The sequence below is a fragment of the Flavivirga aquimarina genome, assembly GCF_030540835.1.
In the GTDB taxonomy this organism is placed as follows: Bacteria; Bacteroidota; Bacteroidia; order Flavobacteriales; family Flavobacteriaceae; genus Flavivirga; species Flavivirga aquimarina.
Genome location: NZ_JAUOEK010000075.1, coordinates 1 through 14,064 on the forward strand (window position 1 = coordinate 1; position 14,064 = coordinate 14,064).

The 14,064-nt window shown below is 34.6% G+C and carries 6 protein-coding genes; all 6 read left to right on the plus strand.

Translation table 11 applies throughout. The features are described from left to right. The first annotated feature begins 285 nt into the window (after positions 1 to 285). The 6 genes from Q4Q35_RS06915 (at position 286) to Q4Q35_RS06940 (ending at position 13,995) form a co-directional block, all read left to right on the plus strand. Entirely contained in the window at positions 286 to 1,338 is a 1,053-nt protein-coding gene (locus Q4Q35_RS06915) for a FecR family protein (protein ID WP_303277226.1), read from the plus strand. Between the two features lie 197 nt (positions 1,339 to 1,535). After that, positions 1,536 to 4,814, plus strand: a complete 3,279-nt coding sequence (locus Q4Q35_RS06920; protein ID WP_303277227.1) for a SusC/RagA family TonB-linked outer membrane protein — start codon at positions 1,536 to 1,538, stop codon at positions 4,812 to 4,814. A gap of 13 nt (positions 4,815 to 4,827) precedes the next feature. Further along, positions 4,828 to 6,513, plus strand: coding sequence for a RagB/SusD family nutrient uptake outer membrane protein (locus tag Q4Q35_RS06925; protein WP_303277228.1), 1,686 nt, complete (start codon positions 4,828 to 4,830; stop codon positions 6,511 to 6,513). A 127-nt stretch (positions 6,514 to 6,640) separates the two neighbouring features. Next, complete coding sequence (locus tag Q4Q35_RS06930; RefSeq protein ID WP_303277229.1) at positions 6,641 to 9,130, plus strand: glycoside hydrolase family 2 TIM barrel-domain containing protein; 2,490 nt, start codon at positions 6,641 to 6,643, stop codon at positions 9,128 to 9,130. Positions 9,131 to 9,174: 44 nt separating this feature from the next. After that, positions 9,175 to 11,559, plus strand: coding sequence for a glycoside hydrolase family 95 protein (locus Q4Q35_RS06935; RefSeq protein WP_303277230.1), 2,385 nt, complete (start codon positions 9,175 to 9,177; stop codon positions 11,557 to 11,559). A 24-nt stretch (positions 11,560 to 11,583) separates the two neighbouring features. Beyond that, positions 11,584 to 13,995 (plus strand): glycoside hydrolase family 95 protein, encoded by a 2,412-nt coding sequence (locus Q4Q35_RS06940; protein WP_303277231.1) that lies wholly within the window; start codon positions 11,584 to 11,586, stop codon positions 13,993 to 13,995. Positions 13,996 to 14,064: the final 69 nt, after the last annotated feature.

A 14,064-nucleotide genomic window follows, 5' to 3' on the forward strand; every position in this document is an offset into this window, starting at 1 on the left:
TCTAATATGTCACGTTGAGTACTTCGACTATGCTCAGCATAAACTAAAGTCGAAACGCTTTAAAGGTAATAACTAACAAGTCCTTCGACTGCGCTCAGGAGGACAATGGAACTATCATTTCGACTACGTCATTGCTTACGCTAGTTAAATTTTAGCACGGGTCTCGAAGTGACTTCTGAACTCTTAAACATAGAAGATTCACATTAAATTATTATTTAAATGTAGGGTATGGTAATTCCATATTCGTCATTAATAAAACTCACCGAAGGTTGAGAAAAATACGAAATGGAAAATACAGAAATCGAACATATTATAGCTAAGTCATTTACCAAAGTGTTAAAGAAACATGAACAGGTAATATTGAATGAATGGATTGGTGAATCATCAGAAAATAGAGATAAGTACGATAATTACAAGCAATTATGGGAAAAATCAGGGGCGCTAATAACGCCTGGTATTGTGGATGTAGAAGCAGCTTTAACAAAAACAAAAAAACGAATAGGTGAATTCCATCATAGAAAGAGAAGGAGGTTTTATGCCCCAGCTGCAGTTATTACTCTTTTGATTTCAATTGCTTTTTTAGTCAAATATGCTATTAATAGTAATGTTCTTCTTAAAGGTAACGAAGAAATAGTTTTTCAAGAAGTAAAAGCAGCCTATGGTACTAAAACCAAGTTGCTTTTAGCAGACGGAACAAATATTTGGCTTAATTCCGGTAGTACACTAAGATTTCCAATATCCTTTAATAAAGCGAAGGAAAGAAGAGTGTATTTAGATGGAGAAGGATATTTTGAAGTAGCTAAAGATGAGTCAAAACCATTTTTTGTAAATACTAAAAAAGTAAATGTAAAAGTGCATGGGACATCTTTTAATGTGTCATCTTATGATGATTATAATTCTATGTCTGTAGCCTTAGTTGATGGAAAAGTAAGTCTGATACAAAAGTATCAAGGGAAACAAAAAGACATCATGGAATTAAAATCATTAGATGTTGCTACATGTAATTTTGAAAAAGGTACGATTAACCGTTCTTCAGAAACTAAAATAGAAAAGTATACATCCTGGAAAGATGGCTATATGGTATTTTATGGTGATTCTATCGATTATATAATAAAACGCTTAGAAAGGTGGTATAATATTGATATTGTAATAGAAGATGAGGAGTTGCTGCAATATGCATTTACAGCTACGTTTCGTGATGAACCTTTAGAGCAAATGTTAGACCTGTTAGGCTTGTCTTCCCCAATGGAGTATAAAATTATACCGTCACGAAAATTAAACGATAACACTTTTAGTGTCAGGAAAGTGATCTTATCAAAAAAACGAACTAACAATTAACTTAAAAACAAAATGCGTATGATTTAAAAAGTACAAAAAAAACAGGAAAGTGGGCGAACACCTTCCTGCGACACCTGAAATAATCATTCAGGTAATTTAAAATAGTATTAACTAAATACCAATTCAAAATTATGAAAAAAATTTTAACTGGGTGGAAAACGTTTAGCAGTTTTTTGCCATCAAAAATGTTTTTAATTATGAGACTGATAATTTTAATTATCTGCCTATCGTCATTCGGGATTAAACCCGTTGATTCATATTCTCAGAACACAAAACTTTCGTTGAATGTTGATAATACATCTATAAAAGAAGTGCTATTGGAAATTGAAAAAAATAGCGAGTTTTTCTTCTTATATAATAATAATTTAGTAGATGTTGAAAGGAAAGTTGATTTAAAGGTAAAAAAGAAAAAAATTAAACATATTCTTGATTTAATTTTTGATAAAAATGATATTGTTATCACCTTAAAAGACAAACAAATTGTACTTTCTCCTAAAGTGAAACAAGCAGTTTCAACATCACATTCTGCTCAAAACCAACTTACAGGTTTAATAACAGATGAGTTTGACATACCCTTAGCAGGTGTATCTATAGTTATAAAAGGAACTAATAAAGGTGTAATGACAGATTTTGATGGTAAATTTTCCATTGACGCAAAACCTGAAGATACACTAGTTATATCCTATATTGGAATGGGAACTCAAGAAATCCTTGTAGGCACACAAACAACTATAACTGTAAGAATGAAGGGTGATGAGATTGGTTTAGACGAAATTGTGCTTATTGGTTATGGAACAGCTAAAAAACGAGATTTAACAGGAGCTGTAGCAAGTTACGATGTTGAGAAATTAGAAGAAATACCAAATGTATCTGTTATACAAGCATTACAAGGTACGGTAGCAGGTTTGAACGTAGGAGCTGTGAATGCAGCAGGTGCAGACCCCACAATTTCTGTTAGAGGGCAAACTTCACTTACATCTGGAGCTGCTGCGAATGCACCTTTAATTGTGGTTGATGGCATTATTTACAGAGGTAATTTAGTGGATTTAAATAAATCTGATATAGAATCCATTGACATTTTAAAAGATGCCAGTTCAGCAGCTATTTATGGTTCTCAAGCAGCTAATGGTGTGCTATTAATCACCACTAAAAAAGGAAAGGTTATTGGTAAGCCTGTAATTAACTATTCAGCTAGTTATACGGTTCAAACACCTACTGGTAATGCACTGGAACCTATGGAGTCTGACGAACTAAAAGAGTTTTTAGCTGATGCATACCCAGGGCAGGATGTACTTGCTAATCTCGAAACAGAAGAAATGAAAGAAGGTTACGCTAGTGGTTTCAATAATGGCATGTGGGACATTATAACTGGAGATGGTTATATAAACACACACAATTTAAGTATAAGAGGTAAGTCTGAAGATTTTGGGTATTTTTTCTCAGGAGGTTTTACAGATGTTAAAGGATTTATAATAAATGACACTTATAAAAGAGTTAATTATAGAATGAATTTGGATGCCAAAATTAACGACTGGCTAAGTGTTGGTACGGAAGCTTTTGTGACATCCAGTGATTATTCTGGAGAAGCACCGAGATCAGGCACGGCAGCCTTGGTACACCCCTGGACACCTTTGTATGAAGAAGATGGATCTCCAAGGCAAATATTACAAGGCACGTGGTTTAATCCGCTTTTAGATCTAGAGACTCAGGATGATGATAAAAGATTGAATTTATTTGCCAATATCCATATGGACGTTAAACTGCCTATTGATGGTTTAAATTATCGTGTAAACTTTTCTCAAAATTACAGAACTGCAAATCGTAATAATTTTGACCCTTACGACTCCAATTTTACTGGGGTTGGATTTAAAAATTCATCAATCGTTTACAATTGGACATTGGATCATATTCTTACATACAATAAAACCTTTAATGATATTCATAACGTTAATGCAACTCTAGTATATGGTGTTGAGGAGGTTAATACCTCTTTTACTAATGCATCCGCTCAGAATTTTGTAAATGATTTACTGGGGTATGATTCATTAGAAGCGGGAGACCCTACTCTTAATACGATCAATACTGGAAGAGAAAAAGAAACAAGCTTATACACCATGGGACGTTTACAGTATGGCTATGATAATAAATATTTGATAACAGGTACTATAAGACGTGATGGATTTTCAGGATTTGGTTCGAACGAAAAAATAGGGATTTTTCCATCAGTAGCCGTAGGTTGGGTATTAAGTGAGGAAAACTTTATGGATGGCTCCTCCGATTGGTTGAACTATCTGAAGTTTAGAGGCTCTTACGGTTCAACAGGAAGAAGAGCTGTTGGTAGGTATGATACGCAGGCTATAGTAGGTGCCGGTCCTAGTTACATATTTGGAGACGGTAATTCAGCCACAATTGGTCAACAAATTGTATCATTGGCAAAAAATAACTTAGGCTGGGAAACCACTACAGGATTAAATGTTGGAGTCGATTTTGCCTTTTTAAAGTCAAGGTTAAGAGGTAATATAGAATACTATGACAATTCAACTAAAGATGTACTTTATCCAATTCAAATACCATATGCAACTGGATTTACCAATGTTAATACTAATATAGGTGAAGTTGCCAATCATGGTTTGGAGATTTCATTAACTGGTCAAATCATCAAAAATCAAGATTTTAAATGGGAAGCTTCTGTTAATTTTACAAGAAACAGAAATGAGGTTGTTTCCATATTAGGAGCTGATAATGATGAAGATGGCATTGAAGATGACTTGGTAGCAAATAGATTATTTATAGGTGAGCCTACAGGGGTTATATATGATTATGAAATTATAGGGATGTGGCAAGAAGCTGATGCAGCAGCAGGTAATATTCCTAATGGATTTTTTCCTGGTACTTATAAAATTGCTGATTTAGATGAGAGTGGAGATTTTTCCGCAAATTTTGATAGAAAGATTTTAGGGTATACAGACCCCTCGTATCGTTTGGGTATCGCCAACACGTTTACCTATAAACAATTTAGCTTATATACATTTATAAATACAGTACAAGGAGGTAAAGATTTTTACTATGGTACTGATTCTTTAATTTTTGGAGTACAGAATACAAGTGCTGACCGCTATGATGTTCAAAATATTCCTAAAGGGGCATGGGATTATTGGACGCCCGATAATCCGAATGCAAGGTTTAGACGTTTAGAAGGGCCTTTAACAGCAGTTCCTGAACCCAATCGTTATTTGCAACGTAATTTTGTGCGTATTCAGGATGTTAGTCTCACATATTCATTTAAAGGTAATATGCTAGATAGGCTAGGCTTTAGTAACATGAAATTGTTTATAAGTGGTAAGAACCTTGCAACTTTTACAAAATGGCGAGGATGGGATCCAGAAACCGGGCAAGGATTTACTTGGGGTTCAACTACGGCACAAGCAAGACCGGTTATGGCAAATTATACCTTAGGCATTAATGTTGAATTTTAAAAAAAACATGATTATGAAAAATAATAAATATCTAATTTTATTATCAGTGCTCTTTTTTAGTTTTTTCTCCTGTAATGAAGAAGAATGGCTAAAAGAGGAAGCTATAGATTTTTACAGTGCTGATAATTCGTTCAGAACTGAAGAGCAATTTAACGCAGCGCTAGCACATATATATAACGAAACAGATTTGTATACTATATGGGGTGCGCTTAACTCTATATTCATAGCTCAATACACATCAGATGTAGCGTATGCTGCTAATAGGGAAGTTATTGGTCTAAACTCATATTCGAATTCATTAACACCAACGCAAGCTAATGTTAGGGTACTGTGGCAAAGGTTTTATGCTATTATTGCAAATACGAATGCCGTTATTGGTAGGATTGATGGAGAAAATACTGAGTTTTCTTCAGAAGAAGCGCGAAATAGATTAAAAGCTGAAGCCATGTTCTTTAGAGCGTTTTTGTATAGGTATCTTGCTATTACTTATGGAGGTGTGCCTCTAGTGCTTGAAGAGTTAACGACTCCTAAAAGGGATTTTGTTAGAGCAACTCAAGCTGAAGTATATGCTCAATGTATCGAAGATTTAGAATTTGCAGCTGCCAATCTTCCTGATGTAACAGAACTGAAGGATTTAAATAGAGAAGGCGGATTAACAAAAGCGGCTGCCAATCATTTGTTGGCAGAACTCTATATTATAGTTAAAGATTATGATAAAGCAATAGCAAGAGCTTCAGCTGTTATAGACAACCCAAATTATGCGTTGATGACGGAACGTTTTGGCTCTCGCATGGATGAACCTGGTGATGTATATTGGGACTTATTCCGAAGAGAAAATCAAAACCGGAGTAGTGGAAATACCGAGTCAATATGGGTGGCACAATACGAATATTTAGCAACTGGAGGTGGTAGAGGTAGTATTATTACACAGTTTTTCTTGCCTGTTTACCGTACAATACAAGGTCCAGATGGAGTTAATTTGTTTCTTGGTCCAACATCACAAAATGGTGGACGTGGTATTGGCTGGTTTGCTCCATCAGATTATTTATTAAATGATGTTTGGACAGATAGCCCGGGCGATATGCGTAATTCTGAGTATAATATAATAAGAGACTTGGTAGTAGATAATGTAAACTCAGCTTATTTTGGACAAAAAATGGTGGAAAACAATCTTATAGCAAGTGCTAATACTTTTAATAGATTCTGGTCAGCTATTTTTTCAAAAACAACGTGTGCTGGTAATTTTCCAGAAGAAGTATTTGTAGATTTTTCTACAGGAGAAGTAACAAGAAATGCAGCTTCAACGTTTAGGGATCATTACCACATGCGTTTGGCTGAAACCTATTTGTTAAGAGCTGAGGCACATTTTAGGAATAATAATGCAGCTTTGGCTGCTGATGACATTAATGTTATTAGAGCACGGGCTAATGCGCCATTGATAGCTACAGGTGATGTTGATATTGATTTTATTTTAGATGAAAGAGCCAGAGAATTACACATGGAAGAATATAGAATATTAACGTTAAAGCGTATGGGTAAATTGGTTGAGAGAGTAAGAGCTCATCATCCATTTTATAATGGTAAATATACTTCTGGATCTACCATAGAAGATCATCATACTTTATGGCCAATACCACAACAGGAAATTGAAAGAAATACAGAAGCTATATTAGAACAAAATCCAGGGTATGCTAATTAAAAAAAAGTGTTAAATAGTTTGAGTTAGTTATTAAAGGGTAGTAAAATACTGGTTTGCTGCCCTTTTTTAATTAGTGAAGAACAAAATTTTAGATATTTGTAATTATAATCAACCTTAAAAATTTATCATGGTGTCAAACAAAATATTTTTTAAGATTTATTTAATTATTGCAGGTTTAATTTTTGTAGGATGCAGCAATAAAGATTTAAAGAACGATTCGAGTAGACAGAGAATAAAATTTGATTTCGACTGGAAATTTTCAAAAGGCGATTTTCCCAATGCAGCAAATACAGAATATGATGATGCAAATTGGCAAGATATAGATGTACCACATGATTGGAGTATTGCAGGACCATTTTTAAAAGAAAATGCATCAGGAAATGTTGGAGCATATGCTCCTAACGGTATAGGTTGGTACAGAAAAAAATTCACTTTAAACAAATCTGATGCAGAATCGAAAATAAGTATCGAGTTTGGTGGTGTATATATGAATAGTGAAGTATGGATAAATGGAAACTATTTAGGAAAACGTCCATTTGGCTATATAAGCTTTAATTACGATTTAACTCCTTTTTTAAACTTTGAAGGTGAAAATATATTATCAGTAAAAGTAGATAATTCAAAAGAACCAAGTGCACGTTGGTTTACGGGATCGGGTATTTACAGGCATGTATGGCTTGTTAAAACCAATAAAATACATATTGCCAGACATGGTGTTTACGTAACGACACGTTCTGTGTCTAAAGATATCACAGCGATAGATATTAAAACAACTGTTGAAAATGACTTTAATGAAGCTAAAAGTTTTACATTAATTAACGAAGTGTATGATTCAGAAAATCAATTACTAAGCAAATTAGAATCAACAGCAATTACAATCGAGAAAGAAAACAAAGAATTACTTCAAAATATAGAGCTCAACAATCCAGAATTATGGTCGCCAGAAAACCCATACTTGTACACGTTAAAAACTAAGATTAAAGTAAATAACAAAATTATAGATGAGATTTCTACTAATGTAGGAATACGAGATTTTGTCTTTTCTGTTGAAAACGGATTTACGCTCAACGGAGAAAACATGAAGCTAAAAGGCGTTAATAATCATAGCGATTTAGGTGCTTTAGGTGCTGCCATGAATGATAAGGTTTTAGAGCGAAGATTGAAAATATTAAAGGATATGGGGTGTAATGCTATTAGAACAGCTCATAATCCACCTAGTGACGTATTACTAGATTTATGTGATAAAATGGGCTTTATGGTAATGGATGAAGCTTTTGATGAATGGATAGAATCTTGGCCATTTGGAAGAAAAAAGAAAGAAGGCAAAGCAAAATATGGATACCATTTATATTTTGATGAATGGGCAGAAAGAGATCTTACAGAATTAATAAAAAGAGATCGTAACCACCCTTCAATTATATTATGGAGTGTTGGGAACGAAATTCCAGATGCTTGTTTTGAAATTGGTACAGAACGCTTAAAAGTATTAATGGACATCGTTAGAAAACACGATGATACCAGACCCATAACATGTGGTATAACACACATGCATTTAGCAAATGCGAGTGGCTTTGCAAGTGCTTTGGATGTTACTGGGTATAATGGTGGAGGTGGTTCTGCATTTATGTATGAACAAGATCATGAAACCTACCCAGAAAGAAAATTTGTAGCGACAGAAGTTCCACATACTTTTCAAACGCGTGGAGAATATCAAAGCCAATCATGGTATCGAGGTAAAAACCCTTTAGGAGGCATTATGAAAGTTCCAGATTTAGCCAAAGAAGAAGTCTTTGGAGAAATAAGTAAATATTATAGTTCTTCATACGATAACTCTATGGTACGCATATCAGCCAGAGACTCATGGAGACGTACAAGAGATTTCTCATTTATGGCAGGAGAGTTTAGATGGACAGGATTTGACTATTTGGGAGAATCTATGTTTAGATGGCCAGCAAGATTATGGAATTTTGGCATTATAGATATGTGTGGATTTCCTAAGGATACTTATTATTTTTATCAGAGCCAATGGACAGAAGAACCTATGGTGCATATACTCCCTCATTGGAACTGGGAAGGTAAAGAAGGTGTTGAAATTCCAGTTGTCGCATATTCTAACTGCGATAGTGTTGAGTTATTTTTAAACCATACATCATTAGGGAAAAAAGAAATGGGAGACCAAATGGATTTAGTTTGGAATGTGCCTTACGAATCGGGAACATTAACAGCAAAAGGCATTAAAGACGGACATGTGGTCTGTGAAAAAGTGATAAAAACAGCAAAAGAACCTGCTAAAATAGAATTGTTAATCGATAACGAAACCATATTGGCTAATGGCCAAGAGGTTGTACATGTAGAAGTAAATATTTTAGATACAGACAATAACTTTGTTCCTAAAGCCTCTAATCAAATTGTTTTTAAAGTAGAAGGAGAAGGTACTATATTAGCAGTAGACAATGGAGACCCAAAAAGCGAAGAAAGCTTTGTAGGAAATACACGAAGTACTTTTAATGGAAAATGTATTCTTATTGTAAAATCAACACAAAAAGCAGGAGATATCAAAATTAGCGCTCAAAGTAAAGGCTTGAAAGCCGCTACGGTTTTAGTAAAATCACTTTAATATTAGCTCATTATCATTACATCATTATATAATATTTTAAACTTATGAATGTATTTAAATCATTAATTATTTTTCTTGGATTAATTGTTTTTCATCAAGAAGACGTACAGAGCCAGTCAAAAAATGATGAAACAAAACATACGATTGAAAACTACCAAAATAAACTATGGTATAATGAACCAGCAACAAAATGGGTAGAAGCTTTACCAATTGGTAATGGAAGGTTGGGAGCCATGGTTTACGGAGCAGTAGAAAATGAAAAAATTCAACTTAACGAAGAATCTGTTTGGGCGGGACCTCCAATACCAGAAGATAGGGTAGGGAGCCATGTATATGTAGAAGAAGCTAGAAAACTTATTTTCGCGGGTAAATATGCGGAAGCGCAGAAGCTAGTGCAAGACAGTGTTATGTCTAAGCGTATCTCACCAAGAAGTAATCAAACCCTAGGGAATTTAAATTTAAAATTTGATTTAAAAGGGGAAGTGCTTAATTATAACCGACAACTCGATATAGATAAAGCCATAGCTAAGACTACTTTTACTAGTAACGGTGTTAATTATACCAGAACTTTTTTCGCAACAGCTATAGATGATGTTATTGCTGTTTTATTAACGGCAGATAAACCGAATTCTATATCACTAGATGTTAGTTTAGACCGACCTGCAGATTATATACTTAATGCCAAAGGCAAGAATAAAATCCAGATATGGGGTCAGGCAAGTCATGATGGAAAGCATTTAGGAGTAAAATACGAAGCACAATTATTAGCCATCCCAAAGGGAGGAGATATGGTTTCCGAAGATGGAAATATAAAGATAACCAAAGCTAATTCGGTGGTTCTTTTAATAGCATCTGCAACAGATTACAATAAAAAAAATCCATTTAAACCTTTAAAGCATAATTTAAGTAAAATATGCTCTAATACATTAAAAGAAGCTTCTAAGAAATCTATAAAGAATATGATGTTCGACCATATTTCAGATTATCAAGAACTTTTCAGAAGAGTTACTATAGACTTGGGTACGTCACCTTTAAAAGAAAAGCCTACGAATGAACGTTTAGAAGCTGTTAAGCAGGGGAGTGATGATACTGGTTTAATGGCATTATATTTTCAGTATGGACGATATTTATTGATATCGTCATCTAGAGAAGGCTCATTACCTGCAAACCTACAAGGGATTTGGAATCACCACATGAAAGCACCTTGGAATAGTGATTATCATACCAATATAAATATGCAAATGAATTATTGGCCTGCTGAGGTTACCAATCTTTCCGAATGTCATAAGCCATTTTTCGATTTTATAGAAACCTTAATTCCATCAGGCCAAAAAACAGCAAAAAACGTTTATAATAGAAAGGGCTTTGTAGTACATCATACAACGGATGTTTGGCATTGGACATCACCTATAGGAAAGCCTCAATATGGTATGTGGCCTTTAGGAGGTGCTTGGTGTACACAACATTTTATGGAGCATTATAGATTTACTGGCGACACCACTTTTTTAAAAGAACGTGCATATCCTATAATGAAGGAGTCTGCTGAGTTTTTACTTGATTGGCTCACCATAGATCCAAGATCTGGGAAATTAGTTTCTGGCCCTTCTACATCTCCAGAAAACAAATTTGTATCTCCAGAAGGCGAAAATATATCGTCCAATTTGGATATGGGAAATGCTATGGATCAAGAAATTATATGGGATAATTTTACTAATATTTTAGAGGCAGCAAAAGCACTTAAAATTGAAGACGCGTTTACAGATAAAGTAACAAAAGCGTTGGAGAATCTTTCCATGCCAAAAATAGGATCGGATGGTCGATTAATGGAATGGTCTCAAGAGTTTGGTGAAGTAAATAAAGGGCATCGTCATTTAAGTCATTTATATGGACTTCACCCAGGAAGACAATTTAATCAAATCGATACACCTTATTATATAGATGCAATTAATCGTAGTATTGAATATCGTTTATCTAATGGAGGTGGTCATACAGGTTGGAGTAGGGCTTGGATCATTAATTTTTATGCGCGTTTAGGAGCTCCTCAAAAAGCTTACGAAAATGTAAAAGCACTTCTGGCAAAATCTACTTCTACAAATCTTTTTGATTTTCATCCACCTTTTCAAATTGATGGAAATTTTGGAGGTACTGCGGGTATAGCTGAAATGCTGATTCAAAGTCATATAAATGATAAAAACGGTAATCCAATTATACATTTATTACCAGCATTGCCTTTAGAATGGGCTACAGGAAGTGTTACAGGATTACGTTCTCGAGGTGGGTTTGAGTTGGATTTTGAATGGAAAAATAACCAATTAATAGCAGCTACTATATTATCAAAAAAAGGAGGTGTTTGTAAAGTGTTAGTTGGCGACAAATTTATTGATATTAATTTACCGGCGAATGGAAAGCAAACGTTAACAAATTTTTAAAATGTATTATATAAACAAATGATTATGAGTAAAATACATGGTTTTTTAAGTCTTTTAGTAATCCTGTTTTTAGGATGCACCCAGAAAGAAAGCACCGCTCAAAATAAAGATACCAACCTTACTTTATGGTATGAATCTCCCGCTGTAAAGTGGGTAGATGCCTTCCCTATGGGGAATGGAAGATTGGCAGCAATGAATTTTGGAGGTACTGATGTTGAACGATTCCAATTAAATGAGGAGAGTTTATGGGCAGGTGTTCCTAGTAATCCTTATGCGGATGATTACCTGAGTAAATTTAAAAAAGTTCAAGCACTGCTTATAGCTGGTAAAAATATTGAAGCCAATAAGTATGGTTTAGAAAATATGGTTGCTGGCCCTGCATCTTTTAGGTCTTATGAGCCCTTAGCAGATCTTCTCATTAAATTTAACGCATCCGATTCTGTTTCAAATTACAAGCGGACATTGGATTTGGCTACAGGTATTAGTAAAATAACATATCGTATTGGTGATTCTGAAATTGTTCGAGAATCTTTTATCTCAGCAGTAGATGATGTTATTTGTATAAAATTGACATCTAAAGGTGAAAATAAAATAAGCTGTAATATTTCATTAGATAGAAAAAAAGATGTGAAAATTACTGCTTCGCCAGAAGGTAAACTCTATTTAGATGGTCAAATAGTTGATGTTGAAGCTCCAGAAGCTTATGATGATAATGCAGGAGGATCAGGCAAAGGTGGTAAACATATGAGTTTCGCAGGCGAATTACAAACAGAGATTTCTGGAGGTAACATGACCGCTAGTGAAAATGATTTGGTTATTGAAAATGCAGAGGAAATAGTAATTCTTTTTACTGCTGCAACAGATTATAACCTCTCTAAGTTAAATTTTGATACTTCAATAAACCCAAAAGCTACAGTCACAGACATATTAAATAAGGTTCAAGAAAAATCATGGCAAGAATTAAAAGACGTACATGTTAAAGAACATACAGCTATGTTTAATAGGGTAAGTCTTGATTTAGGCAAATCGATTAACGATTCACTTCCAACAGATAAACGTCTATTAGCGTATAAAAATGGCGCTAAAGATCCTGGTTTAGAAGCACAATTATTTCAGTTTGGAAGATATTTATTAATTGGAAGCTCAAGGTCTCCAGGAATTTTACCTGCCAATTTACAAGGTAAATGGAGTGAGCGTATGTGGGCTCCTTGGGAAGCCGATTACCATCTAAATGTAAATCTTCAAATGAATTATTGGCCTGCCGATGTGACTAATATTTCTGAAACAACTAATGCTTTAATCAATTGGTTTGAGTTAATAACAGAAATAGGAAAACCATTAGCAAAAGAAATGTATGGCGCAAATGGTTGGTTTTCTCATCATGCTTCCAACCCATTTGGTAGAGTAACACCTTCGGCTTCTACATTTCCTTCTCAATTCAATAATGGTGTTCTAGATGCTTTACCTGGCGCTTGGATGGTTATGAATCTTTGGGATCATTATGAGTACACGCAAGACAAAGTATTTCTGCAAGAAAGACTCTATCCCATGCTTAGTGGTGCCAGCGAATTTATTTTAGATGTTTTAGTTTCAGACGCACAAGGCACATGGCATTTTGCACCTTCGGCATCTCCAGAAAACATGTATATGGACGTAGCATCTGGCGAGATGTTAAGGATTACTGCGTCTTCAACGTACCATGTGTCCATTATCAATGCTGTATTTAAAGCGACCCAAGAAGCAGCTTCCATATTGAATATTCAAGATGATGTTACTAAGAGAATAGAAATAGCAAAAACAAAACTGCCACATATTTTAATAGATGATAATGGTCGAATTATGGAATGGAGAAATGATGTTGAGGAAAAAGAAGCAGGTCATAGGCATCTTTCTCATTTACTTGGAGTGCATCCGTTTTCATTAATTACACCAGAAACACCAGAACTTTTTGAGGCAGCTAAAAAAACTTTGGCTTGGAGAGAAGCTAATGGACATGGCGGAATGGGTTGGGCACATGCCCACGCCTTATTAATGCATGCGCGCATGTTGGAAAGTAAAAAAGCGTATCAAAGCTTGAATACACTATTATCTAAAGGAAGAAAGTCTAGTTTAATGAATACTATTGGACCATTTCAAATTGATGGAAATTTAGGCGCTACTGCAGGCATTGCAGAAATGTTGATTCAAAGCCATTTAAAAAATGAGAATGGCGATTTTATTATTCATTTATTACCTGCTATACCAACAGAATGGTCTAATGGTAAGGTTACAGGTTTACGTGCCCGTGGTGGTTTTGAGTTTGATATGGAGTGGGACAAAGAGGTGTTAAAGGTTCATGTTATTTCAAAAAAAGGAGGAGCTTGTATTGTTCAAGCCAAAGGAAAGAAGGAGGAAGTTTTATTAAAAGCAGGAGAAAAAAGAGCATTGATTTTTTAGAAATAGCTGGATGCACGCTCAATAAGAGTTTACATTCATTATTAAACATTGAAGCCCGATACGTTTTTA